Source organism: uncultured Methylophaga sp., assembly GCF_947259025.1.
GTDB lineage: Bacteria > Pseudomonadota > Gammaproteobacteria > Nitrosococcales > Methylophagaceae > Methylophaga.
On the sequence record NZ_CAMYKO010000004.1, the window covers coordinates 91677 to 118346 of the forward strand.

The following is a 26670-nucleotide window of genomic DNA, read 5'->3' on the forward strand; positions in this document are numbered from 1 at the left end:
CCTGCTATTTACTCATCGTCGAGAGGTCTGGAACTAAACACTTTACGCCCACTAAACATCGCCGAGATAAGACCGTTACGCTCGCGCACTTCAGCAAACACCACACCGGCAATATGCAACACAATCAAAAAGCTGAGCAGGAAAAAATTGATCTCGTGAATGTCCTTGAAGGGTGAACGGAAATCGCGCATTTCCTTGTACGCGGCTTTATCGACGCCAACATCGGAATAGGGTTTAACCAAATCCATGGTTTCCGGACTCTCCGCCACCCAGGTTTTAAACTGCTGCCCAAACGGCGGCTTGTAGATATCGGTGCCTGCCAGCACCAACCCGGTTACGGCTTGTACCGTCAGTAAAACCAGCAGAGCTGTCACCATCATACGACCCAGCGGATTGTGCCCCTTAAAGCCAGCCGCGTTGCCCGTTTTCAAACCCTGAAAAAAGGCCTGACGCTGATGTTTGAATTTTTTGCCAACCGGCAAGATCGCCGACCAGCGGCTGTAACGACCGCCAATAAAACCCCAGATCAGGCGCCAGCCCAGGTTCAGGGCAAATACATAACCGATATAGACATGCCAGGTTTTGAGTAACACCTTGCCATCATCGGTGATACCCAGCGCCTTGCTGTTGAGGATCACCAAACCAATCGCTGACAAAGCCAGCACTGTAAGCACGTTAATCCAGTGAAACCAGCGAGTTGTGCGATCCCAGACCGGATATTCCTGTAAAGCGTTTTGTTGATTCATTTCCATTTCACCATGTTGAAAGCTGTAACTGGCTCATAGCTTAAACAGTGATTATTAAATTTGGCTTAAATTTTTACACCGAAAAAGGGTAGGAAATGGGCTCATGACACTGATAGCCCTCGACCTCAAAATCATCCAGTGTCACCCAGGATTCCAGATCCTGAAGCGTTTTTATCTCGGGGTTGATATGCAGCCTGGGTGAAGGATAAGGCTCGCGTTTGAGCTGCACATCGCGCATCAGTTCCAGTTGATCTTCATAGATATGGGCATTAACAATCTTATGGTAGGCCTTACCCGGTTTCAGGCCACTGATCTGCGCCATGATTTTGAGTAGGAAAAACACCTGAACCTGGTTAAAATTGAGGCCCAAAGGGACATCACAGGATCGCTGATAAGAGGTCAAATACAGGGTATCGCCCAACACGGAGAAGGTATGGGTATGCATACACGGTCGCAGGCAGCCCATCTCAAACTCACCTGGATTGTAGAAAGTCAGGATCTCACCGCGATCATCGATGCCCTGTGCCAAGTGATCGGCAATTTTCTCCAACTGATCCAGCGTGCTGCCGTCCGGTTTCTGCCAGCTGCGGCCCTGCACCCCGTAAACCCGGCCCATATCATCTTCGCCTTTGCGGTGGGGGTTATTGAGCCAGTCCGGGTTGTCGTTGGCATTGGCATTCCAGGTTTTGCAGCCAATGGCACGAAAGTCGGCGGCATTATCATAGCCACGCAGATAGCCCAGCATCTCGGCAATGGCGGCTTTCCAGTAACTTTTTCGGGTGGTGATCAGCGGGAACTGATTATTGGCAACATCATATTCCAGATCGGCATTGATGACCGTCAGGCAACGCTTGCCGGTGCGTTTATTTTCGACCCACTCACCTTCATCGATAATGCGTTGGCACAACGCCAGATATTGTTTCACTGCCTGTCCTCAATTTCGCTGGATGTTGGCGATGATTTTGGCATTGCCTGCATGGACGAACAAGCTTTAGGAAGAAATATTGTATTTCTGCATCCGGTAAAGCAGCGTATCGCGGCTGATCCCCAGCAAGCGGGCGGCCTTGGAGCGATTACCCGCCGCCATCTCCAGCGCCTGTTCAATCAGGTCCAACTCTACCTGAGCCAGGTCAATGCCACTGGCCGGCAACTGAAACGGACGCTCACTGATCGTGGATTCCGGTTGCATGGCTTCCGGTAGCTCATCGGCCTGCAATAATTGACCAGGGTGCAATAAAGCCAGCCGCTGACAGCAGTTTTCAAGTTCACGCACATTGCCCGGCCAACTGTAACTCTGCAGGCTTTGCTCGGCCTCACGGGAAAAACGCACCAGAGCATTATTGCCAGCAAATTCGCGTAAATAATGTTTCAGCAGCAAGGAAATATCATCGCGTCGTTCGCGCAGCGGCGGCAAATCAATTGGCACCACCTGCAGGCGGTAGTATAGATCGGCCCGGAAACGACCGGCTTTGACCTCAGCCGGCAGATTGGCGCTGGTTGCCGCCAAGATCCGGACATCGGCCACCTGCAAACGATGACTGCCCTGAAGCTGACACTCCCCTGCTTCCAGAAAACGTAACACCTTGGCCTGCACCGCCATGGGCAAGGCGTCGACCTCATCCAGAAAAACGGTCGATCCTTCCGCTGCCAGCAAACGGCCACGGAACGTCACATTGCCATCGGCATCACAGCGGCCGAATAGATCCAGCTCTACATCCTCGGTCGGCAAGGCAGCGCAGTTGATGGTGACCAATTCCTGATCACGGCGGCGGCTCTGCTCGTGCAGCGTCTGGGCAATCAGTTCCTTGCCGGTGCCGGTTTCGCCGCTGATTAAAACACTGGCATCACTCAGCGCAATCATCGGCAGGGTGCGCAGGATATGAGTGATCTCGGGGGACTGACCAAGAATATGCTTCATGGCTGCTCATCCTTTGCCAGCTCCGCCGCCGGCGCATGAGAAGTCGTGCCTGAATGATGCTGATGTGCCGCTTCCAGCGGCCAGAACAAGGTCGCGACCGCCATCATAATAATCAATATCCCGGCGACCTGACGCAATTGCCTGGAACGTGCCAGCGAAGCCAACATGCCGGTAAACAGCCCGGCCCCCATCACTGCCGGCAGGGTGCCGGCACCAAAACTCAGCATCACCAGCCCGCCTTTAAGTGGATCGCCGGCAGTCGCTGCGACAGCCAGTGCCGTATAGACCAGCCCGCAAGGTAACCAGCCCCACACTGTGCCCAGAAAGAAAGCCTGAGAATAGGAACGAACCGGTAGCAGCTTCTGGCCGATCGGTTGCAGCAATCGCCACACGGGTGCACCCAGCTTTTCCGCACGGGCAAACTTGGGAAACCAGCCGGCCAGATACAGGCCCATCGAAATCATCACCAATACCGACAGGATGCGCAGTACCCAGTGGGCATTGAGCTGGGTCAGCGGCGCACTGAGCAGGCCCACAATCAGGCCGGCGACACCGTAGCTGAGAATGCGGCCAATATTGTAATTAAAAACAAAGGGCAGCATGCGTCGCTGACTTTCCCTGACTTCGGCAGGCAGGCTTAATGTCAATGCACCTATCACTGAGCCACACATCGCGATGCAATGCACCGTGCTGAAGAGTCCCAGCAGAAAAGCGGTAATGTAGGAACTGACGATGGCATCCATTATTTAAACGTCCGGGGAACTGAAAACCAGCTCAGAATAACATGGGCCAAAATCCATCAAGTGTGTGATATCACACACCCCGATCTGTAAAACCCTGAATTTTGTCGCCTTGTGTTCATTTATCCTGTGCCTGATAAAAAGTAGGAGAAAATCATGACACGAGCAAGCTTTCTGACCCTGATACTGACAGGCTCACTCACCATGCCGGTGCTGGCTGATCATGTGGAACTGCCCGGGATGTCAGTCTCTGGCGTAGCCGGAGAGGCCGCGCCTTATTCCTTGCCCCCCAGCACTCTGGCAACGGCTGACAGCGGCGAGTTGTTCAAAAAACTGCCCGGTGCCAATATCAATCAGAACGGTCCCCTCACAAGTCTGGTGCAATACCGTGGTATGTATGCTGATCGCGTCAACGTTCTGGTTGATGGTCTGGCACTGAGCGCCGCAGGTCCCAACCGGATGGACAGCCCGCTGGGCTATCTGCCCAGCACTCAGCTGGATAATATTTCCATTTATCGCGGTATTGCGCCCGTCAGCAGCGGCATTGAAACCATTGGCGGCACCGTCAAAGCCGAGTCCAGGCAGGCTGAATATGGCAGCAGTGATGAGGTTGAGGTGCATGGCAACCTGAATACGCTTTATGCCACCAACGGTAACACCCGCTCTGTGGGCGCCAGCACCAGCATCGCCAACCAGAACCACCGCCTGCAGCTCTCCGGTAGTGTTGATCGCAGTCATGATCAGGAGTTCGATGGCGGTAAAATCCGGCCCAGCGAAGCAGACCGCGACACGCTGGGCGTCGCTTATGGTTTCAGATCCGGTCAGACCGAGTACGAGTTTGATCTCAATCATCTCGATACCGGTGAAACCGGCACCCCCGCCCTGCCAATGGATATTCTCTGGATCCGGGGTGAAACACTGAAAACCGGCCTCAAACACCAGCTGGATAATGGCGGTGAAATCACGGCTCGCGTTCACTACCAGGATGTCGATCACCGGATGGATAATTACAGCCTGCGCGCACGTGACATGATGTTCCGCTACAACGATGCTGATGTTCTGGCCAAAGGTTTTCAGCTCGGCTACAGCCAGGGTGGTTGGGAATTTGGACTGGAATCAGACAGTGCTGAACACAACTCTTTTATCTCTGATCCCACGAATGCCCAGTTTTTCGTCAACAACTTCAACGAGGTTGAGCGCGATCGACTGAGCGCTTTTGCCGAGTGGTCAGGCGAACTCAGTGATAAATGGCAGATGCAATCAGGCCTGAGACTGACACATGTCAAGACCGATGCCGATGAGGTCAATATCAATAACCCCATGGCGCCGCCAATGATGCAAATGATGGTGATGGGTCTCAAAAACAACTTTAACAATGCTGATCGCAGTCAGGAGGATACCCTGGCGGATATCGCTTTCACCTTTACCCGCGAGTTGACCACGTCGCTTGATTTGGAGCTGGGTTTTGCCAGAAAAGAACGGGCACCCAGCTACCAGGAGCGTTATTTGTGGCTGCCTTTGCAGGCCACGTCAGGGCTGGCTGATGGCCGCACTTACGTAGGCAACATCAACCTGGATCCGGAAACCGCGCATCAGTTCGAGATTGGCCTGGACTGGCACCATCCCCGCTTTGCCATCTCACCCCGGGTGTTCTATCACCATGTTGATGATTATATCCAGGGCACCGCGGGTGGGCCGAATGGCGCGCTGGTCTTCAGCAACGTCGATGCCAAGCTCTATGGTTTTGACACCAACTGGTTGTGGAGTGTGTCTGATCAATGGCAACTGGACGGCACAGTCAGCTATGTCCGCGGTAAACGCCGTGATGCCGATGACAATCTGTATCGCATTGCACCGCTGACTGCTCGTACCCAGCTGAGCTACATTCAGCCTGACTGGCGTGTTGCCGCTGAGGCGGTGACCGTGGCCAGGCAAAACCAGGTTTCATCATTCAATGATGAAGAAGAAACCGGTGGCTACGCCATTTTCAACCTGTCAGGTCAGTACAACGTCAACCAGAGTCTGACAGTACAGGGCGGTGTGACTAATCTGTTTGACCGCAAGTACCGTGATCATCTGGGGGGATATAACCAGGCCATGGGCAATGAAGATATCGCGGTGGGTGAACGTCTGCCGGGACTGGGCCGTAGTTTCTATGTCGGCATGAACCTGAGCTGGTAACGCTCAGGGTAATAACTGTTCCAGTACCGCATGGTGTGGCGCGAGATGAAAAATTGTCTCGCGCTGCTCCCCACGGCTGGTGACATAACGGAAGTTTAACTGCTGTGCGCCTTGCATCTGCAGGGTCAGATGCTCACCCGGGTCCAGTGGAAAATCGACCACTTCGGGCCGCCTGTCAGCAGCAAGTTCGGCGTACTGATCGGCATCCCAGCCAAGCAACTTCAGTACGTCAGGTTTATCTCCGTCTCCACGACTGCCGCTGAAGGCCCAGTCCGACTCGCTCTGTTCAAACTGATAGACGACTTGCTGGCTTTTGGGCGCTGGTGCGCCGCAGGAACGAAAGCCCTGCTGCAGCTTGATGGGTTGGTGCTTGTCTACCTGCAGCACAATCAATTCATGACTGGCAAAGCTGGCAGTGGTGCGGTCACTGAGAAATAAGGAACCCCAAACCTCACCATTGGCCAGCCGCTGAATAGTGAGCAAGTCGCCGTTATTATGGCGAATCTCAATAGCTGTAGTCTGAGCCTGCAGGCCCGGTCCCAGCAGCAATAATGTGATAAAAATCAGGTGTTTCATCGCTGTCCCCCACTCACCCTTGTGAGACTGCCGTCAGCACAGCGAGTTCGTTCAGGCCTGCACCAACAGCTTTAAGTCAATTTTTTTCAATTGCTCGGCTTCATGTTCCAGATCGGCTTCCGTCAGCGGGTGCTCTCGCAGCCACCCCTCAGGCAAGGTCAGCAGCAGCTTTTTGCCCTCGACCCTGAGCTTGACGTAGGTATCGGCCAGTTCACTGCGGCCACGGTTAAAGACCATGGCGAGACGTAACAAGACTGTGAGGCGCTGGCTGCTGAGCTGAAGTTCATCGGGGAGTTTTTTAATATGTTTCTTGGGAAAGGAGCGCCGCTGCCCGCGCACCATCACTGACAACACCTGCTGCTCTTCGCGGGAAAAACCCGGCAGGTCGGAATAGCCGACCAGATAGGCCGAGTGCTTATGAAACTGGTGATGGGAAATCGCCAGTCCAACCTCGTGCAGTTTAGCTGCCCACTGCAGCCGGTAGAGTAAGGCTTCATCATCAAGCTGCCAGTCCTGCGCTACCTGCTCGAACAGTTGTGTCACCATCACCGTGACTCTCTCAGCATGAGCCTCATCCACATCATAGCGGCGTGCCAAAGCCGCCACGGTGCGCTCGCGCTCATCATCATGCTGAATACGGCCCAGCAGGTCATAAAGCAGGCCTTCACGCAGGGCGCCGTCTGAGACGATCATCCGGTCAATGCCCAAACGGTCAAAAGCCGCAGATAATACACATAAGCCGCCGGGCAGGACATCGCTGCGCTCTTCACTCAAGCCCTGCAGATTGGCATTTTTCACACTACCGGCATCGATCAGGTGCTGCACCATTTTCTGCAGCGCTTCCGCAGTAATGATGCCGTCGTCGGCCCAGCCCTGCTCCTTGCAGATATTGGCGACACAGCGAATGGTGCCCGAGGCACCGACCGCTTCCACCCAGCCTGCCTGTCGATAGGGTCGCTGGATGGTACGAATTTGCCGGGCAGCGGTCAGCATCGCTCTCTGCATGGCACTGGCCGGCGTCTGGCCATCTGCAAAATATTTCTGTGAATAGCTGACGCAGCCCATTTCCAGACTCTCACGCATCTGCCCGCGAAAGCCTTCACCAATAATGAATTCGGTACTGCCACCGCCGATATCCATCACCAGCCGGCGACTGTTATCAAAAGCCAGTGCATGAGCCACGCCAATATAAATCAGCCGCGCTTCTTCCTCACCCGTCACAATCTCAATCGGGTGACCCAGCGCCTGCCGTGCCTGGTTGAGAAAATAGCGCGAGTTATGCGCAATACGCAGCGTGTTGGTGCCCACCACGCGGACATCGCCATAAGGAAGATGATTAATGCGCTCACCAAAGCGCTCCAGACAAGCCAGCGCCCGTTCCTGCGCTTCCAGTGACAGGAAGTTATCCTTATCCAGCCCGGCGCGCAGTTGCACCATTTCCCTTAGACGATCGACCACCTGAAAATGGCCATCGCGCAGGCGGGCAATGATCATATGAAAACTATTAGAGCCGAGATCGACCGCGGCCAGCACATCGTGCGTTTTTTGCTGTTGCATAGAGAATGCCGTGATTGTTTAGCCTCATTTTGCCCCAGCCCGGCAGCCTTGAACAATGCTTAATCGGCTTCAGGCAAAAAAAAGCCCGTCCGGGAGAGTGGACGGGCCAAGCAAATAGAGAGAAATTAAAAACCTGAAAATCAGTCGATAGGCTCGCCTTTAACGACTTTTTCCGCCTTTTCGATGCTCAGGTGACGCACGTCCTTACCCTCCACCAGGTAGATAATATGCTCACAGATATTATTGGCATGATCACCAATGCGTTCCAGTGAACGCGCTGACCACATCATGTCCACGACCCGCGACACATGGCGGGAGTCTTCCATCATGTAAGTCATCAGTTGGCGCAGGATGCCTTCGTATTCGGCATCAACTTCGCGGTCTTCCTTGGCCACCCGCAAGGCCATTTCCACATCAAAGCGGGCAAAAGCATCAAGGCTGTCACGCAGCATGCCGCGGACATGGTTGCCCAGACTTTGCAGCTCGCGGTAGTTGCGTTTGGGGCGGTCTTTTTCTGACAGGTTAATCGCCATGCGCGCAATGCGTACCGACTCATCACCGATACGTTCCAGATCAGTGATGGTCTTTTCAATACCGGTCACCAACCGCAGGTCACTGGCAGTGGGCTGACGCAGGGCAATGATCTGGATGCATTCTTCGTCAATGTTGATTTCCAGCTCGTTGACCTGTTCGTCCAGGCTGATCACTTCACGGGCCAGCTCGGAATCAGCCGTGATCAATGCTTCCATGGCATTAGCCACCTGCTGCTCGACCAGGCCGCCCATCGCCATCACATGCGAGCGGATATCCTGCAGTTCGTTCTCGAACTGCTGTGAAATATGTTGCGAATTATTGGTTACCATTTTTCTATCTCCTGGGCGCCTGCATTAACCGTAACGGCCGGTGATGTAATCTTCGGTCTGTTTCTTGGCCGGGTTGGTAAACAGCTCGTCGGTGGCACCAAACTCGATCAGTTCCCCCATGTACATAAAGGCGGTGTAGTCGGACACACGTGCCGCCTGCTGCATGTTGTGGGTAACAATTACGATGGTGTACTTTTCCTTGAGCTCGTAGATCAGTTCTTCGATTTTCAGTGTCGACAGCGGATCCAGCGCCGAGGCCGGTTCGTCCAGCAGCAACACTTCCGGCTCAATGGCAATAGCGCGGGCAATCACCAGACGCTGCTGCTGACCACCAGACATGCCCATGGCAGACTCGTGCAGGCGATCCTTAACCTCATCCCACAAGGCCGCGCCTTTCAGCGAGGATTCGACCACCTTGTCCAAAGTCGAACGGTCATTCACGCCCTGCAGACGCAGGCCGTAAGCAACGTTTTCATAAATCGACTTGGGGAAGGGGTTGGGTTTTTGGAACACCATGCCCACCCGGCGACGCAAATCGGCGACATTGACCGACGGGGCATTGATTTCACCGCTATCGAGCAGCAAATCACCCTGCATTTTGACGGTATCAATCAGATCGTTCATCCGGTTGAAACAGCGCAGCAATGTTGACTTACCGCAGCCACTGGGGCCGATAAAGGCGGTCACCCGGTTTTTAGGGATCTGCATAGTGATGTTATGTAAAGCCTGCTTGTCGCCGTAAAACAGGTTGAAGTCTTTGGTCTCCAGGCAGATAGTTTCATCGGCAAAGTTGACTTTGGGGCCGCGGTGCATTGATTCGATATCAATACCGCGGGCCACGTTTTTCTGTTCGTTGACTGCTTCCATCGCTTAACTCTCGGTTGCTTTATAGGTTTCACGCAGGCGATTACGAATACCAATCGCTGCCAGGTTCAGTACGATAATGATCAGCACCAGCAAAAAGGCGGTGGCATAGACCAGTGGCCGCGCGGCTTCCACATTCGGACTCTGGAAGCCGACATCGTAAATATGAAAGCCCAAGTGCATAAATTGTCGATCCAGATGCAGGTAAGGCGCAATATTATCGACTGCCAAAGCCGGGGCCAGTTTCACCACACCGACCATCATCAGCGGTGCTACCTCACCGGCTGCCCTTGCGACCGCCAGGATCAGCCCTGTCATCATAGCCGGCGCGGCCATCGGTAACACTGTGCGCCACAGGGTTTCGGCCTTGGTGGCCCCCAGTGCTAGGCTGCCTTCACGGATGGCGCGGGGGATGCGTGACAGGCCTTCCTCGGTCGCCACAATCACCACCGGTACGGTCAGAATGGCCAGCGTCAGTGATGCCCATAACAGGCCCGGTGAGCCAAAGGTCGGTGCCGGTAATTTAGCCTGGAAGAAGACCTCGTCGATGCTGCCACCGACAAAGTAGACAAAGAAACCCAGACCAAATACGCCATAAACAATCGAGGGCACCCCGGCGAGATTATTGACCGCAATACGGATCAGACGCACCACAGGTCCCTGCTTGGCATATTCCTTCAGATACACCGCTGCAATCACACCGAACGGCGTCACCATCACTGACATAATCAACACCATCAGCACGGTGCCGAAAATGGCCGGGAAGATACCGCCCTCTGTGTTGGCCTCACGCGGTTCACCGGAGACAAACTCCCAGACATGGAAGAAGTACTGTCCCATTTTCTCGGTAACGCCCATGCCGTTTGGCTTGTAGGCCTGGACGATTTTCGCCATCGGGATTTCAACTTCACGGCCATCCGCCATGCGCACCATGATCTGATCCCGGTTCAGCGCCTGATAGAGGCCATCCAGCTCTTCACGAAGCTTGGCATAGCGGTCGTTGTATTGCTGGCGTTCTTCTTCAATTTCCTGGTAAGGCAATGAGCCTTTAGCCACGTTGTCGAGTTCCAGTCGGCGTTCATCCAGGCGCAGTTCTTCCAGGCCGTGGTTGATTTTGCCGATCTCGTTTTTCTCCAGGTCTTTGATTTGGCGATAGAACGCATTACTGCGGTCCAGTCGGCTCTGGAACGCATCCCAGGCGCCCTCGCCCTGGGCAACGATATTACCCTGTTCCTTCACACTGACCAGGTAACCATAGAAATGACCCCATTCACGGCGCTCAATCGCCATAATGCCGTCCGGATAGGTGACATTCTGAATCCAGGGATCATAAATCCAGCGGAAATCGAGACCGTAATAGTCGCGGTTACCCACTTTCATCAGGGTACGCTGGGCAAAGTCCTGCCCCTCCGGTAATTCAATGCCGGAACGGGCCAGGCGTGCGGCCGAGACTTGTTCATGGTCGACTTTTTCACCAATCAGAATTTCGGCCTGCTGGCCCGGTTCCTGATAACTCATTTCCGCAATATCTGCGGGCCAGAAATGGCTGAGGCCGCGCACTGCGATCAACAGCAGCAGGCCGATCACCATGACGAGGCTAATACTGACGGCACCGGCATTGAGCCAGACCCAGGGGCTGCCACTTTGAAACCAGGTTTTAATAGAAGAACTCTGAGACATCGTTTTATCCATTACAGCGTGCTGTATTTTCTACGTAAACGTTGACGCACGACTTCAGCCGCCGTGTTCAGAACAAAGGTCGCCAGGAACAGCACCAGCGCTGCCAGGAACAGCACCCGGTAATGCGAACTGCCGACTTCAGATTCAGGCATTTCCACCGCGATATTGGCTGACAGCGCGCGGAAACCTTCGAAGATATTAAAGTCCATGATCGGCGTATTACCGGTGGCCATCAGCACGATCATGGTCTCACCGACAGCCCGTCCCAGGCCGATCATCACCGCCGAGAAAATACCGGGGCTGGCGGTCAGCAATACCACCCGGGTCATGGTCTGCCACGGGGTCGCCCCCAGCGCCAGCGAGCCCACAGTCAGATGCTTGGGCACACCGAAAATAGCGTCTTCAGTAATAGAGAAAATGGTCGGGATAACAGCAAAGCCCATCACCAGACCCACTACCAGCGAGTTACGCTGGTCGAAGTCAATACCGACATCGTTCAGAAATTGCGGCATATTGCCGTCGAACAGCCATAACTCCAGCGTCGCGCTGAGAGACATCGAGATAATGCCAACCACGATTACGGTCGGGATCAGAATCGCGGCTTCCCAGCCATCGGGAATCGATTCACGGAATTTACGCGGCAGCTTGGTCCAGGCCCAGGCCGTTAATATCACCATCAACGGCAAGGTGATGAGGATGGTGAACACCCCGGGCAGATTGTCTTCCACCAGCGGCGCCAGCCACAGACCAGCCAGGAAACCGAGAATAACGGTAGGCAATGCCTCCATGATCTCGATGCTGGGTTTGACTATCGACCGCATTTTGGGCGACATGAAGTAGGCGGTGTATATCGCGCCCATGATCGCCAACGGAATCGCCACCAGCATTGCGTAGAAAGCCGCTTTGATGGTGCCGAAGGTCAGCGGCGTCAGGCTGAACTTGGGCTCGAAATCATTACTGGCTGAGGATGACTGCCAGATATGTTCCGGTTGCTGACGACTTTCGTACCAGACTTTTTCCCACAGGGCATGCCAGGAAATATCCGGGTGCTCATTGTCGATATGCAGTTTCTTGATTTGGCCATCCGCATTGATGCTGATCAGACCATTGGCGCGGGGTGACAAGGCCAGCGATGCATCGGCCGTGCTGAGGTACGGCTCGACCAATAGGGTGCGATGCGCCGTGGTGTGATAAATGCCCAGATTGCCACTACGATCCAACGTCAGGAAGCCTTTACGGGCCTCTTCGGGGATGATGGCCACAATCGCGTCGCTTTGCTCGTTAAAGCTGCGGACGTTGTGTAGGTAATAGTTGTTGTCTTGGTCACGAACCGGGAACCACTGATCGACCTGGCCGTCGCTGCGACCTACCAGCACCGAAATACCGCCGGTCAGAAACTCAAAGCTGGTCACGCTGACACCGGTGGGTACAGCTTTTACCTTCTGCACCAGGCGTGGCGTAGCGGCGTCTTGTACATCGTAGAAATAGATGAAACCTTTATCATCGACCAGGTAAAGTTCACGCTGATCGATATCCAGCCGCAGATGCGTGATCGCTGCCGAACCATTCAAATCGATTTGCGCCGACGCTTCTTTCAGCGTGAACTGGGTCGGATCGATAAAGTTTTCTTCCTTGCGGATTTTTTTCAGCACCACCCGTTTATCAGCGGTGACCGCGGCAAAACTGGTGATATTGTCGTGACTCTGTACGCTGAGCATGTCCAGCGCCTGACCTTGTGGGTCAACCTCGATCCGCTTTTCGCCCAGCGGATATTCAATGCTGGGCACAATCACACGTTGAGTACCGGTGGGATAGGTGATCTTGTAGTCGCGCTTAAAGACAAAGGCGCTGCCGTCATTGAGACCATAGCCATAGACCCCGGTCACCGCACTGCCGGCTGCCACCGAGCTGATAGCATCTGAATCCAGCGGCAATTCAACATTGAGCATGGTCTCGCCGCTATTGGCTTTAAAGAAATGCGCAGTACCGTCGGCATTCACGCTCAGCGCCACATCGTTGTACTCATTCATCGACAGATAACGGCTTTGAGTCTGATTGCTCTGGTACTGCGTGTCAGTCTCGATGCTGGCACCTGAAAACAGCGGTAAAACCACGTACAACAGGTAAAAGAAAATAAGCACAATCGCCAGGATGACCGAAATACCACCAAAACCAATCCCGTATTTCGCAACGCGATCTTTCACTTCTCGCCAGTTGCGACGACGTCTGGCGATGGCAGAACCCGGTGCCGGCAGCACACTATTATCAGCAGTTTCTTCGTGCATCGAAATGTCCAAATCTCATTTGTTGTTCAAACAATCCCAAGCTTGCTGCAAGCAACAAACTTGGGATTGTTAAGCGTAAAAACGCCCCACACTCCTAAGGGTGTGGGGCGTTCACTTACAACGATGTTATGACTTACTGAATTTTATTCAGCTCTGCTTCAACAACCGCTGGTGGCAGTGGCACGTAGCCATCTTTTACAACAACTTGCTGACCGACTTTAGACAGCACCATTTTCAGGAACTCACGGTCAATCGGTGTCAAGTCTTTGTTCGGTGCTTTGTTGACGTAGACATACAGGTAGCGTGACAGCGGGTAAGTACCGTTTGCCGCGTTGTCTTTAGTCGCAGGAATGAATTCCGCACCTTCTTCTTTAGCCAAAGCAACGGTTTTGACACCAGAAGTCTTGTAACCGATACCTGAGTAGCCCAGGCCGTTCAGCGACTTGGTCACGCCCTGAACAACAGAGGCTGAACCCGGTTGTTCATTCACGCTGTTTTTGTAGTCACCTTTACACAGGGCGATTTTCTTAAAGTAACCGTAGGTACCCGATACGGAGTTACGGCCGTAGAGCTGAATGTCGCCCAGACCTTCTACACCCAGTTGACCCCAGTCAGTGATGTCTTCGCCGTAACCGCATTTGCGGGTCGCAGAGAAAACCGCATCAACCTGTTCCATGGTCATGCCTTCAATAGGATTGTCTTTGTGAGCAAAGACAGCGAGGGCATCAATCGCAACACGGATTGGTGTGGCTTTATAACCGAATTTAGATTCGAAAGCGGCTTCTTCTTTGTCTTTCATCATGCGGCTCATTGGGCCGAAGTTTGAAGTCCCTTCAGTCAGGGCCGGCGGTGCCGTTGAAGAACCGGCAGCTTGAATCTGGATGCTGACGTTTGGATATTCTTTTTTGAATTCCTCTGCCCACAGGGTCATCAGGTTTGCCAGGGTGTCAGAACCGACACTGGACAGGCTGCCTGAAATACCACTGACTTTTTCATAGTCAGGCAGGTTTGCGTCGACATCAGCAAATGTCATCGGTGAGAACGCCATGGTGACGGCGGCACCCAGCATTGCAAGATTTTTCTTGAACATATTGTTCAGCTCCCAAGTTAAAAAATGATCAAACGTTTAAAACGCTGGGAAAGTATGGAATTAGACTGTGACAAGGATATGAAAGATATATGACAGTTCTATGACAAACCCTGCCATAAATTAGCCAAGCCACTGTCAGACGGAGATTTTTTCCACCACGATGGTGGCCGGGAAGTCGCAGCTAAAGCAGCTGCCTTTGCCCAGTTCACTGCTGATATGCAGTTGAGCGCCATGACGCTGCAGCACGTGTTTGACAATAGCCAATCCCAGGCCGGTGCCACCAGCATCATTACTGCGGCCTTTATCGACCCGGTAAAAGCGTTCGGTCAGTCGCTCTAGGTGATGCTCAGCAATGCCCTCACCCTCATCCGCCACCGCCAGTCGCGCCCCTTCATCCAGCAAGCGCCAGCTCAGGGTGACAGCACAGCCTGCGGGGGTATATTTGACGGCGTTGAACACCAGGTTGGACACGGCGCTGCGGATTTCATCCACATCACAGACCAGCCATTTTTCGGTGTCCATTTCCAGCGTAATCTGATGATCGCGGTAATGCTCCAGCGTGTGAGCATCGTCGATGATCGACTGCAGCAATTTACCGACGTCGGTTGGGATGCGTCGCAACGCTTTTTCACCGGTTTCCAGCTGTGACAGCACCAACAAATCTTTGATCATCAGGTGCATACGTTCGCTTTGCTGTCGCATGGCCGGCAAGGCCGTCCGCCACTGACTGCTGTCAGTGTCATCAGTAAAAGCTTCCAGGTAACCGCGTAATACGGTTAGAGGTGTCTTCAGTTCATGCGAGACATTGGCGACAAAATCGCGACGCATACGCTGCAATTTGATGGTATGCGTCATATCACGGGCAATGAGTAAACGCCCGGCCCCCATGTAATTGACCAGCTTGAGCTCCAACTGCATGGCTTCATCCAGCGGCGACTTGACGGTAATCGACTCACCTTGTCGATGCGGATCTTCCAGCAATTGCTGAAAGGCCGGGTCGCGGATCAGATTATTAATGCGAACGTTATTATCACGCGGCCAGCGCACCCCCAGTAATTGCCGAGCAGCCTGGTTAGCCCAGTCCACTTGACCGAACTCCCCCAGCACCACAATCGCGTCGGGCAAGGCCGCGGTAGCCATTTGGAAACGTTTGAGATAACCGGTGAGTTTTTTCTTGCGATTGCTGTTTTGCTGTCGCATGTGCTCAATCTGGCGACAAACATCGTCTATCATGCCATCAGCACTGGGCGAGCGGCGCTTTTTGGGCTTTTCCAGCCAATGCTTGAGCTTGATCCAGTTGAGCTGAAGCCAGATGGCGTAACCCAGTGCGGCCAGGAACAGAAAGGCCATCATTTGCCCGAATATCAGTCCGGCGAAGCCGGCCAGGCTCAGCAGTGTCAACAGCCGCCAGTTATCCCATTGCATAAAAAGGCCGTTTAATCGTCGGAGAAGCGGTAGCCTACGCCACGCACTGTCTGAACCAGATGCTCGTGCCCACTCGGCTCCAGCGCCTTGCGCAGACGTCGGATGTGAACATCCACCGTGCGCTCTTCGATATAAACGGTATCGCCCCAGACATAATCAAGCAGTTGTGAGCGGCCGTAGGCACGCTCCGGGTTTTTCATGAAGAAATGCAATAGCCGGAACTCGGTGGGGCCTAACTCGATACGTTCGTCTTTGACCGTCACCCGGTGACTCTTAGTGTCCAGCACCAGGTCTCGTAACTGCAGCTTCTGCGCCTCATCACTGTCAGCCGGCTGACAGCGGCGCAGCACCGCCTTGATCCTCGCCATTAATTCCGGTGGTGAAAACGGCTTGTTAATGTAGTCATCGGCACCCACGCCCAGTCCCTTGACCATATCCTCGCTCTCGCCCTTGGCAGTGAGCATGATGACCGGAATATTGGCCAGAAACTCATTAGCACGCAGGCGGCGAATAAATTCAATACCGTCAATGCCGGGCAGCATCCAGTCCAGTAGTATCAGATCGGGTTGCTGGTGCTTAAGAAAATCCAGGCCAGCCTCGCCGTCACCGACGCTGTCACAATCGTAAGCTGACTGTTTCAGCGTGAAGGACAGCATGTCCCGGATTGCTGCATCATCCTCGACCACCAATACGCTTGTTGCCATAACGGTTGTTCCTTAATAGTCATTATCCTTGGCGCATCATACAAAGCAATTATGACAGTTTGATAACAAGCTGATGACGGCCTCATCCCTGCATGCCTGATTGGTATGTAAGTAGCTACTTACCTGACGCCCCGGCAATTTTCCTGACCACAATATGACAAATCAATGACAGCTCGCGGACACCAGCCATCAGCCCACGATGCCGCGGATCATGTAATACAGACAGGCTGACAAAACGGCAGCGGAAGGCACGGTAATCAGCCAGGCAGTAATAATCTTTTTGACCATATCGCGCTTAACATAAAGACTTTTCTTCTCTTTTTTCAGGGTCTTTTTGGCTTTCTTCAGGGTGCCTTTCTCTTCCTCAATGGTGCGGTAGAGATCAGTAATGCGCTCATAATCGCTGACGGTTTTGTCTTTTTTCTCCATCAGGTTGTTAAGTTCACTGCGCAGTGCGCTGAGTAAACGTTTTTCTTCCTGGATTTCGCGCTTATCCTGCTCGATTTCATCTTCCAATGTTTCCGAGCGATCCAGCCATTCACGCAGAAAACCCACACCAAACACACCGCCGATTGCGATGTGGGTGGAGCTGACCGGCAGCCCCAGCTGGCTGGCAATAATGACGGTGATGGCGGCGGCCATGGCAATCGCATAGGCACGCATCTGATCCAGCTCGGTAATCTCGCCGCCGACGGTGCGGATCAAGCGGGGTCCATACAGCGCCAGACCCAGCGCAATACCCAGCGCACCGACCGCCATGACCCAGAACGGAATGCCGGCTTGAGTATTGATACCGCCCGTCATCACCGCATCATGAATGGCGGCCAGCGGACCGATGGCATTGGCAACATCATTGGCACCGTGGGCAAAACTCAGCAGCGCCGCAGCAAAAATCAGCGGAATGGTAAACAAGACGTTAACGCTGGCCCTGTCATTAGTGAGTGTAGGCAGCCGTTTTTTTAGTGAGCGTTTGACCAGGAAAAACACCAGCACAGCAATAATAACGCCGATCACCGAGGCGTCGAGCAAACTCGGTTTTTTGCTGATTTCCAGCCCCAGGAACAACACCTGGTTAACCAGTTCCAGAAACTGCGGCCAGACTTTTTTCAGGCCTTTGAGCACCAGGTAGGTCACAAACGCCCAGGCCATGATGGCGACATAGACCGGCACCCATTTCATCGACGCCAAGATCTTGTCCTCACGGAAAATAATGGTTTTCTTGATAGCAAACAGGAAGGCCGCGGCAATGACACCACCAATCACCGGTGAAATCACCCAGGAACTGGCGATGGCCCCCATCGTGCCCCAATCAACAATGGTGAAACCGGCAGCGGCAATCCCCGCCCCCATGACACCGCCGACAATCGAGTGGGTGGTCGATACCGGCGCCCGCGCAAAGGTCGCCAGGTTGAGCCACAAGGCCGCCGCCAGCAGTGCTGACATCATCGCCCAGATGAAGCTCTCGGTATCACCCTGGAAGCCATTGATATCAACAATGCCTTTTTTGATGGTGGACACCACTTCACCACCGGCAATAATAGCGCCGGCGGCCTCAAAAAACATCGCAATGAATATCGCGCCGCCCATGGTTAAGGCTCTCGAACCCACTGCCGGGCCGACATTGTTAGCCACATCGTTGGCACCGATGTTCATCGCCATATAGGCACCGAATACCGTGGCTACAGCCAGGAACAGGCTGTGCGGGCCATCACCGCTGAGGTTAAAGCTATAAACCAGCGCAATCGCCATGAAAAGCAAAGCCATGCCGATGCGGGCAAGCTCACCATGACTCTTTTTATAAGCTTGCTTTTCGAGTTGATGGATATCTTTTATTTCCACGATAATCCCGCTATGTGCTTACCAAAATGCGGCAATTATTACAGTATTGTGACGACGCGCCTAGCCTCAACAAGACGGTTGTAACTATGCGCTGTTAAGATTGTCTAGTGAAAGACTGTCATGACAAGCCTTGGGGACTGATGAAAAAATTTCTGTTTTTAATTCTGCTGTTAACGGTTTTCAGCGCTCATGCGCGGCCCGGTTTTCTGGAGGGACTGGGGCTGAATCAGGCAGAGGATGTGCCGCCTTTAGTGGATGAGGCTTTTCAGTTCAGTGCTGAAGTCAATGACGATAATGCCATAGTGGCACGCTGGCAGGTCATGGAGGGCAATTACCTTTACCGCGACAAGTTGCGCTTTGAAGTTCTGGATAATGCACAGGTCAAACTGGGCGAAGTCAGCCTGCCTGCCGGTGAAAACAAACGTGATGAATTTTTCGGCCTGGTGCAGGTTTATCATCATGATATCGCTCTGAACTTACCGCTAAGCCGCCCCGCCAGCGAACAAACGCTCACCCTCAAAGCTTATTTCCAGGGTTGCTCGGAAACCTTCGGCATCTGTTACCCCCCCGGCGAACAACAGGTGACGCTGACACTGCCCGCTGTTAGCAACGCCTCGGACACTGAAGCGAATGCGCCGCCGCCCACATCCCCGGCTAAGCTCGCTCAGAATCCGCTATCGGAGCAGGACAGGCTGGCACAAAAACTGGCCCAAGATAATCTGCTGCAGATTTTTCTCGGGTTTCTGGGGCTGGGCTTATTACTGACCTTCACCCCTTGCGTGTTGCCGATGATCCCCATCCTCTCCAGCATCATTGTGGGTGAGGGAGAAAAAATCACTACCCGCCGGGCGTTTTCACTATCTTTAGTCTACGTGCTGGCCATGTCTGCGACCTATACGACCGCTGGCGTCCTGACTGGCCTTTTGGGTGAGAACCTGCAGACCCTGTTCCAGAATCCCTGGGTCATTGGCAGCTTCAGTCTGTTGTTCGTATTGCTGGCCTTATCCATGTTTGGGCTCTATGAATTGCAGTTACCGCATGGCCTGCAACACCGTCTGCATCAACTGACACATCGTCAGCAGGGGGGCAGTTTTGTTGGGGTTGCGGTGATGGGCCTGTTATCGGCCTTGATTGTCGGGCCCTGCCTGGCGCCGCCACTGGCGGCCGCGCTGATTTTTATCGGCCAGCATGCGGATCCTTTCTTGGGCGGCGCCGCTTTATTTGCGCTGAGTCTTGGCATGGGCATTCCGCTGTTGATTGTCGGTACCTCAGCCGGCTCTTTATTACCGCGCGCCGGCGACTGGATGAACGTGATCAAGGCTGTCTTCGGTGTATTACTGCTGGGTCTGGCGATCTGGATGCTGGAGCGCATTATTCCAGGCTGGCTGACACTGATGTTATGGGGCACCCTGTTAATTGTTTGCGCCGTGTATTTAGGCGCTTTAAATCAGTTGCAGATCGACAGCACCGGCTGGAGCAAACTGTTCAAAGGGCTGGGACTGATTCTGCTGATCTACGGTGCTTTGTTAATGATTGGCGGTGCCAGCGGCAGCCAGAATCTGCTGCAGCCTCTGCAGCTTCTGGCAGCCGGTCAGAGCCAGACTGAATCATCACAGCCTGCCCGTTTACAATTCAGCCAGGTAGATAATCTTGAACAACTTGAGTCACGGCTGGCGGAGAGCAATCAGCCGGTGATGCTGGATTTTTATGCTGACTGGTGTACCGATTGCAAGACCATGGAGCGCACTACCTTTCGGGATCCAAAGGTCATTGCTGCGCTGGACGACTATTTGCTGCTCAAGCTGGATATGACCGATAACACCGAGGCGCATCAGCAGATGTTGCAGAAACTACAGGTGTTTGGTCCGCCTAGCATGCTGTTTTATATGGCTGACGGTTCGGAACTGCGCGACTATCGTCTGGTCGGGCACATCTCGGCGGAAGCCATGCTCGAGCACCTGACCCGGCTGCCCTGAGGCATAAAACGGCAAAACTTCAAGAAGGCAGCCATTTCGGCGAAAATAGCGACAAAAGTCCGCTTTTTAAACCGCTAAACTGGACATCAACGGGTCGCTGGTGCACAATTCCGGCTAATTGTTTATTTGACCGGTGCAAAGGATCGTCATGGCGACTATTTTGGTGCTCAACGGCCCCAATCTGAACCTGCTGGGAACCCGTGAGCCAGAACATTACGGTGCCGACACCCTCGCTGATATCGAGGACCGCCTGAAAAGCCAGGCTGGCGATGCCGGGTTGCAACTGGATTTTTTCCAGAGCAATGCCGAACATGCGCTGGTCGATAAACTGCATCAGGCGCGCAGTGGTGTTGATTTCATCATTATCAACCCGGCCGCTTTTACGCACACCAGCATTGCACTTCGCGATGCACTGTCGGCCATCGCCGTGCCTTTTATAGAAGTACATCTTTCCAATGTGCATGCCCGCGAAGCATTCCGGCAGCACTCCTATTTATCCGATATCGCCCAGGGCGTGATATGCGGACTCGGCGCGCAGGGCTATGAACTGGCTTTGCAAGCCGCCATCAGACAACTTAACTCATAACTATTATTAAGGTCATTGCATGGATATTCGTAAAATTAAAAAACTCATCGATCTGATTCAGGAATCTGACGTCGCCGAGATCGAAATTGCCGAAGGCGAGGAGTCAGTTCGTATCAGCCGTAATAGTTCAGCCCCGGCTTATGCGCCAGCACCGGCCCAGGTGTCTGTACCGGCAGCAGCACCGGCGCCAGCACCTGCTGCTGAACCGGCCGCCGAAGCGCCGGCAGCCAGTGATAGCCAGGTCAATGAAGCCAACGCTGTGCGTTCTCCGATGGTCGGTACCTTTTACCGTTCCTCGTCGCCGGAAGCACCCGCCTTTGTTGAAGTCGGTCAGAGTGTCGCTGCCGGTGACGTCATCTGCATTATCGAAGCGATGAAAATGTTCAACCAGATCGAAGCCGATCGTAGTGGCACCGTTAGCGCCATCCTGGTAGAAAACGGCCACCCGGTTGAATTCGATGAGCCTTTGATCGTTATTGAATAACGTTTCCATTCCGCCATTGGCGAACCTGCTCATCCTGAACTGTGGATAAGACTACCGATATGATCGATAAAATTGTTATTGCCAACCGGGGCGAGATCGCCCTGCGTATTCTGCGTGCCTGCTGGGAAATGGGCATCAAGACCGTTGCCGTGCATTCCAGCGTGGATCGCGATCTGAAACACGTGCTGCTGGCCGACGAAACCGTCTGCATTGGCCCGGCACCGTCTAATGAAAGTTACCTTAATATTCCGGCCTTGATCAGTGCCGCTGAAATAACTGATGCCACCGCGATTCATCCCGGCTACGGCTTTCTTTCAGAAAATGCCGACTTTGCCGAGCGTGTCGAAGAAAGCGGCTTTATCTTTATCGGCCCGCGTGCTGAGACCATCCGCATCATGGGTGACAAGGTCGCCGCGATTAAAGCCATGAAAGAGGCCGGTGTGCCCTGTGTGCCGGGTTCCGATGGCCCGCTGGGTACCGATGATGAAACCAACCTGCGTCTGGCCCGTGAAATCGGCTATCCGATTATCATCAAGGCCGCTGGCGGCGGTGGTGGCCGTGGTATGCGCGAAGTACATAGCGAAGCGCATCTGCTCAATGCCATCGCGCTGACCAAGAGTGAAGCCCGCGCTGCCTTCGGCAACGATATGGTTTACATGGAAAAATTCCTGGAAAACCCGCGCCATGTCGAATTCCAGGTATTGTCTGATCAACACGGCAATGCCATTCACCTGGGCGAACGCGATTGCTCAATGCAGCGTCGTCACCAGAAAGTGGTCGAAGAAGCGCCAGCGCCCGGTATCACCCAGGAAATGCGTGATCGCATGGGCGCCATCTGCGCCGAAGCCTGCGTGCGTATCGGCTACCGCGGTGCCGGTACTTTTGAGTTCCTGTACCAGGATGGTGAGTTCTATTTTATCGAGATGAACACCCGTATCCAGGTCGAGCATCCGGTCACTGAACGAGTCACTGATATTGACCTGGTTGCCGAGCAGATCCGTATTGCTGCCGGTGAAAAACTGAGCATCAAGCAGGAGGATGTGGTGATGCGTGGTCATGCGATTGAGTGTCGTATTAACGCCGAAGATCCGCGCACGTTCATGCCCAGCCCCGGCAAGATCACCCATTACCATGCACCAGGTGGTGCCGGTATCCGTATGGATTCACACATCTACAGTGGTTACTCAGTGCCACCGAATTATGACTCGCTGATCGGCAAACTGATTGCCTACGGCAAGGATCGTGACTCGGCAATTGCCCGCATGCAAACCGCACTCAAGGAAATCGGTATTGAAGGCATTAAAACCAATGTCGAACTGCAGCGTGACATTATGGACGACACCCACTTCCAGACCGGGGGCACCAATATTCACTACCTCGAGAAGAAGCTGGGACTCTGATGGCCTGGATCCAGTTTGTCTGCCACACCTCACAAGACAAAGCCGAGGCGCTCTCGGAAGCGCTGAGTGAGTGTGGTGCGGCGGCGGTCACCTTTGAGGATGATGCCGATCAGCCGATTTATGAGCCGGACCCGGGTGAAACCCCGCTATGGAGCGAAACCCGGCTGACCGCCCTGTTTGATGCTGAAACCGAGCAGCAGCAAGTGCTCGATATGCTGGCCACCCTGGTCGATGAGGTGCCGCGCTTTCGCGTGGAAGCCGTCGAAGACAAGGACTGGGAACGGGAATGGATGGAGAACTTTAAACCCATCCAGTTCGGCGACAAATTATGGATCGTGCCCAGTTGGCATGAAGCGCCCGATGAAAAGGCGGTCAATATTCTGTTGGATCCCGGTCTGGCCTTCGGTACCGGCACCCATGCCACCACGGCTTTGTGTCTAGGCTGGCTGGATCAGGCCGATCTCAAAGGTAAATATGTCATCGACTACGGCTGCGGCAGTGGCATTCTGGCGATTGCCGCCGCCCTGCTTGGCGCTGAGCGTGTGATTGGTGTCGATACTGATCCGCAGGCGCTGGAAGCAACCCGTGCCAACGCTAAACGTAACGGCGTTGAAGTTGAAGCCTATCTGCCCGGCGATTGTCCCGATGCTCTCTGCGACCTGCTAATTGCCAACATCCTGGCCGGCCCCCTGCAGAACCTGGCACCACGGTTTGCCAACCTGTGTAAAGCCGATGCCCATCTGGTGTTATCGGGCGTATTGCAAACCCAGGCTGATGAAGTGGCTGAGAGCTATCAAAGCTGGTTTGCCATGCAGCCGGCTGCGGCTAAAGAAGACTGGGTCAGACTGACTGGACAACGCTATGGCGCAAAATGATCTGACAATCGGCCCCTACAGCCTGCCCAACCGGCTGTTTCTGGCGCCGATGGCCGGCGTCACCGATCGCCCTTTCCGCCAGCTTTGCCGCCGTCTGGGTGCCGGCATGGCAGTATCGGAAATGATCACGGCCAATAAGGCGCTGTGGGCCAGCAAAAAGTCTTTGCTGCGCGCCAATCATGATGGTGAGCCGGAACCACGCAGCGTGCAGATTGCCGGTGCCGATCCGCAAATGATGGCGGAAGCCGCCCGGCATAATGTCGATCAGGGCGCGCATATTATCGATATCAATATGGGCTGTCCGGCGAAAAAGGTCTGTAACGTGATGGCCGGCTCGGCGCTGCTGCAGAACGAAAAACTGGTGGCCGAAATTGTTGAATCGGTGGTCAATGCCGTAGATGTGCCGGTGACCTTGAAAATCCGCACGGGCTGGGACCGCGATAACCGCAACGGGACCACAATTGCCCGTATTGCTGAAGATGCAGGTATTCAGGCACTGGCCGTGCATGGCCGCACCCGCGCCGATGCCTACAAGGGCGATGCCGAATACGACACCATTGCCGATATCAAAAGCCGTATTCAGATCCCGGTGATTGCCAATGGCGATATTACTTCGCCGCAGAAAGCGCTTGAAGTGCTCAATAAAACCGGGGCTGATGGCCTGATGATCGGTCGTGGCGCTCAGGGAAACCCGTGGATCTTCCGTCAGATTCTGCATTTTCTGGATTCCGGTGAGCTGCTGCCTGAGCCGGAAGTCACTGAAATAAAACAGGTCTTGATTGAACACCTGCAAAACCTGTACGATTTTTACGGTGACTATACTGGTGTCCGCATGGCACGCAAACATATCGCCTGGTATAGCAAGGGACTCCGCAATGGTAATGCGTTCCGGCAGCAAATGAACCAGTTTGAACAGCCGCAACAACAACTCCGCTTTACCCGCGAATTTTTTGAGCAAATACAAGAACAACAGGACTCTCAAGCCGCATGACTAAACCGCTAGCCAAAGATGAATCGACTTGCGCTGAACTTGGTGTAGCGGCCGAGCACACGACGGCTCCCCTGAGTGACTGTGTCACACAAGCCCTGGCTGATTATTTCGAGCAACTCGAAGGTCACCCGGCGGCCAATCTCTATGACATGCTGATGACCGAAGTTGAAGTGCCGCTGCTCAAAGCCACTTTGGCCCATACCAATGGTAATCAGAGCCGCGCCGCCGAAATCCTCGGCATCAACCGCGGCACTTTGCGTAAAAAACTCAAGCTGTACGGCTTGTAAACAAATTCTCAATACCCTGGAATTTCTTTCTCAATGAACACGATCAAACGAGCTCTTTTGAGCGTCTCTGACAAGACCGGTGTGCTTGAACTGGCACAGGAACTGAACCGCCTTGGCGTTGAACTGCTGTCGACCGGCGGCACGGCCAAACTGCTGAGCGAGGCCGGTCTGCCGGTCAAGGAAGTCTCCGAACATACCGGCTTTCCGGAAATGATGGCGGGCCGCATCAAAACCCTGCACCCCAAGATCCACGGCGGTCTGCTGGGGCGTCGCGGCACTGATGATGCGATTATGAATGAACACGATATCGCGCCCATCGATCTGGTGGTGGTCAACCTTTATCCATTCGAAGCCACCATCGCCCGTGATGACTGCACCCTGCCGATGGCGATCGAAAATATTGATATCGGCGGCCCCACCATGCTGCGTGCGGCGGCCAAGAACCATGCTGATGTCACTGTGCTGATTGATCCGGCAGACTACGGCCGCGTTATCCAGCAACTGGAAGCCCATGGCGGCGTCGATGATCAGACCCGTTTTGATCTGGCGGTCAAAACCTTTGAACACACCGCCCATTACGATGGCGCCATTGCTAATTATCTGGGCAAGCTGACCGATAACGGGGATATGACCGAGTTTCCGCGCACATACAATAATCAGTTTAATAAGAAACAGGATATGCGTTACGGCGAAAACCCGCATCAGAATGCGGCGTTTTACACCGAAGCCGACGCCGAAAGCGGCACTATCAGTGCGGCAGAGCAGATCCAGGGAAAAGCCCTTTCCTATAACAACATTGCTGATACCGATGCCGCGCTGGAATGTGTGAAAGCTTTCCCCGAGTCCCCGGCCTGCGTCATCGTCAAGCATGCCAATCCCTGTGGTGTGGCCACCGCAGACAGTCTCCTGGCGGCCTATGATCTGGCTTTCCAGACCGATCCGACTTCCGCGTTTGGCGGCATTATTGCCTTTAACCGGCCTCTGGATGCTGACACCGCCAAAGCGATTATTGACCGCCAGTTTGTCGAAGTGATTATCGCGCCGTCGGTCTCCGATGAAGCCAAAGCCGTGGTCGCACAGAAAGCCAATGTGCGCCTGCTGGCCTGTGGCGACTTTGTTGAACATGCGGCGGCCAGCCTCGATTTCAAACGCGTTAACGGCGGCCTGCTGGTACAGGATCGTGACGATGCGCTGGTCGAAGCCCACGAATTGTCAGTGGTTACTGAAACCTCACCATCTGATGAACAAATGCAGGATCTGCTGTTTGCCTGGCGGGTGGCCAAGTTCGTTAAATCCAATGCCATTGTTTATGCCAAGGATCAGCAGACCGTGGGCATCGGCGCCGGCCAGATGAGCCGGGTGGTCAGCAGCCGCATTGCCGGCATTAAGGCTGAAGATGCCGGTCTTGTCGTTCCTGGCGCGGTGATGGCATCCGATGCTTTCTTTCCTTTCCGTGACGGCCTGGATGCCGCCGCCGAAGCCGGGATCAAGGCAGTGATTCAACCGGGTGGCTCGATGCGCGATGAGGAAGTCATTGCCGCCGCTAACGAACACGGTATTGCCATGGTCTTTACCGGTATGCGTCACTTCAGACACTAAGGGA

General features: G+C 54.0%; 23 protein-coding genes. 9 read left to right on the forward strand and 14 right to left on the reverse strand.

The genetic code is table 11. The annotated features are described in order from the left end of the window. Positions 1-8: 8 nt before the first annotated feature. The 4 genes from Q0X64_RS03645 to Q0X64_RS03660 all read right to left on the reverse strand — a co-directional run bounded on the left by Q0X64_RS03645 (position 9) and on the right by Q0X64_RS03660 (position 3407). Complete coding sequence (locus Q0X64_RS03645; RefSeq protein WP_297809156.1) at positions 9-746, reverse strand: cytochrome b/b6 domain-containing protein; 738 nt, start codon at positions 744-746, stop codon at positions 9-11. A gap of 73 nt (positions 747-819) precedes the next feature. Beyond that, the gene (locus Q0X64_RS03650; protein WP_297809157.1) at positions 820-1671 is read right to left on the reverse strand and encodes a thymidylate synthase; all 852 of its coding nucleotides are present in this window, start codon (positions 1669-1671) and stop codon (positions 820-822) included. A gap of 66 nt (positions 1672-1737) precedes the next feature. After that, positions 1738-2664, reverse strand: coding sequence for a sigma-54 dependent transcriptional regulator (locus tag Q0X64_RS03655; RefSeq protein ID WP_297809159.1), 927 nt, complete (start codon positions 2662-2664; stop codon positions 1738-1740). Then, on the reverse strand, positions 2661-3407 hold the full coding sequence (locus Q0X64_RS03660) for a sulfite exporter TauE/SafE family protein (RefSeq protein ID WP_297809161.1): 747 nt from the start codon (positions 3405-3407) through the stop codon (positions 2661-2663). The genes Q0X64_RS03655 and Q0X64_RS03660 overlap by 4 nt, the downstream gene beginning before the upstream one ends. A 153-nt stretch (positions 3408-3560) precedes the next feature. On the opposite strand from Q0X64_RS03660, the gene Q0X64_RS03665 reads away from it, so the two are divergent. After that, entirely contained in the window at positions 3561-5585 is a 2025-nt protein-coding gene (locus Q0X64_RS03665) for a TonB-dependent receptor (RefSeq protein WP_297809163.1), read from the forward strand. A 3-nt stretch (positions 5586-5588) separates the two neighbouring features. Here Q0X64_RS03665 and Q0X64_RS03670 read toward each other — a convergent pair whose 3' ends face one another. The 10 genes from Q0X64_RS03670 to Q0X64_RS03715 all read right to left on the reverse strand — a co-directional run bounded on the left by Q0X64_RS03670 (position 5589) and on the right by Q0X64_RS03715 (position 18468). Continuing rightward, entirely contained in the window at positions 5589-6161 is a 573-nt protein-coding gene (locus tag Q0X64_RS03670) for a hypothetical protein (RefSeq protein WP_297809164.1), read from the reverse strand. Between the two features lie 51 nt (positions 6162-6212). After that, positions 6213-7718, reverse strand: coding sequence for an exopolyphosphatase (ppx, locus tag Q0X64_RS03675; RefSeq protein ID WP_297809165.1), 1506 nt, complete (start codon positions 7716-7718; stop codon positions 6213-6215). A 140-nt stretch (positions 7719-7858) separates the two neighbouring features. Further along, positions 7859-8581, reverse strand: a complete 723-nt coding sequence (gene phoU, locus Q0X64_RS03680) for a phosphate signaling complex protein PhoU (RefSeq protein ID WP_297809167.1) — start codon at positions 8579-8581, stop codon at positions 7859-7861. A 24-nt stretch (positions 8582-8605) separates the two neighbouring features. Next, entirely contained in the window at positions 8606-9448 is an 843-nt protein-coding gene (gene pstB, locus Q0X64_RS03685) for a phosphate ABC transporter ATP-binding protein PstB (protein ID WP_297809169.1), read from the reverse strand. Between the two features lie 3 nt (positions 9449-9451). Beyond that, complete coding sequence (gene pstA / locus Q0X64_RS03690; protein ID WP_297809171.1) at positions 9452-11125, reverse strand: phosphate ABC transporter permease PstA; 1674 nt, start codon at positions 11123-11125, stop codon at positions 9452-9454. Between the two features lie 11 nt (positions 11126-11136). After that, a complete protein-coding gene (locus tag Q0X64_RS03695) occupies positions 11137-13410 on the reverse strand; it encodes an ABC transporter permease subunit (RefSeq protein WP_297809173.1) in 2274 nt (757 codons plus the stop codon). 133 nt (positions 13411-13543) lie between these two features. Beyond that, a complete protein-coding gene (locus Q0X64_RS03700) occupies positions 13544-14500 on the reverse strand; it encodes a phosphate ABC transporter substrate-binding protein PstS family protein (protein ID WP_297809175.1) in 957 nt (318 codons plus the stop codon). Positions 14501-14635: 135 nt separating this feature from the next. Continuing rightward, positions 14636-15925: a phosphate regulon sensor histidine kinase PhoR gene (gene phoR, locus Q0X64_RS03705; RefSeq protein WP_297809177.1), complete on the reverse strand. Its 1290-nt coding sequence runs from the start codon at positions 15923-15925 to the stop codon at positions 14636-14638. An 11-nt stretch (positions 15926-15936) separates the two neighbouring features. Beyond that, entirely contained in the window at positions 15937-16629 is a 693-nt protein-coding gene (gene phoB, locus Q0X64_RS03710; protein ID WP_297809179.1) for a phosphate regulon transcriptional regulator PhoB, read from the reverse strand. A gap of 189 nt (positions 16630-16818) precedes the next feature. Continuing rightward, the gene (locus Q0X64_RS03715) at positions 16819-18468 is read right to left on the reverse strand and encodes an inorganic phosphate transporter (RefSeq protein WP_297809181.1); all 1650 of its coding nucleotides are present in this window, start codon (positions 18466-18468) and stop codon (positions 16819-16821) included. 140 nt (positions 18469-18608) lie between these two features. On the opposite strand from Q0X64_RS03715, the gene dsbD reads away from it, so the two are divergent. From dsbD to purH, 8 genes are all read left to right on the forward strand, one after another. After that, positions 18609-20444: a protein-disulfide reductase DsbD gene (gene dsbD, locus Q0X64_RS03720; RefSeq protein WP_297809183.1), complete on the forward strand. Its 1836-nt coding sequence runs from the start codon at positions 18609-18611 to the stop codon at positions 20442-20444. Positions 20445-20592: 148 nt separating this feature from the next. Further along, complete coding sequence (gene aroQ / locus Q0X64_RS03725; protein WP_297809185.1) at positions 20593-21030, forward strand: type II 3-dehydroquinate dehydratase; 438 nt, start codon at positions 20593-20595, stop codon at positions 21028-21030. 19 nt (positions 21031-21049) lie between these two features. Continuing rightward, complete coding sequence (gene accB, locus Q0X64_RS03730) at positions 21050-21514, forward strand: acetyl-CoA carboxylase biotin carboxyl carrier protein (protein WP_297809186.1); 465 nt, start codon at positions 21050-21052, stop codon at positions 21512-21514. 59 nt (positions 21515-21573) lie between these two features. Next, positions 21574-22914, forward strand: a complete 1341-nt coding sequence (gene accC / locus Q0X64_RS03735) for an acetyl-CoA carboxylase biotin carboxylase subunit (RefSeq protein WP_297809187.1) — start codon at positions 21574-21576, stop codon at positions 22912-22914. Then, the gene (prmA, locus tag Q0X64_RS03740; protein WP_297809188.1) at positions 22914-23789 is read left to right on the forward strand and encodes a 50S ribosomal protein L11 methyltransferase; all 876 of its coding nucleotides are present in this window, start codon (positions 22914-22916) and stop codon (positions 23787-23789) included. The genes accC and prmA overlap by 1 nt, the downstream gene beginning before the upstream one ends. After that, the gene (gene dusB, locus Q0X64_RS03745; RefSeq protein ID WP_297809189.1) at positions 23776-24780 is read left to right on the forward strand and encodes a tRNA dihydrouridine synthase DusB; all 1005 of its coding nucleotides are present in this window, start codon (positions 23776-23778) and stop codon (positions 24778-24780) included. The genes prmA and dusB overlap by 14 nt, the downstream gene beginning before the upstream one ends. Next, on the forward strand, positions 24777-25067 hold the full coding sequence (fis, locus tag Q0X64_RS03750; RefSeq protein ID WP_297809190.1) for a DNA-binding transcriptional regulator Fis: 291 nt from the start codon (positions 24777-24779) through the stop codon (positions 25065-25067). Before dusB ends, fis begins: the two co-directional genes overlap by 4 nt. 33 nt (positions 25068-25100) lie before the next feature. After that, a complete protein-coding gene (gene purH, locus Q0X64_RS03755) occupies positions 25101-26666 on the forward strand; it encodes a bifunctional phosphoribosylaminoimidazolecarboxamide formyltransferase/IMP cyclohydrolase (RefSeq protein ID WP_297809191.1) in 1566 nt (521 codons plus the stop codon). Positions 26667-26670 lie beyond the last annotated feature (4 nt).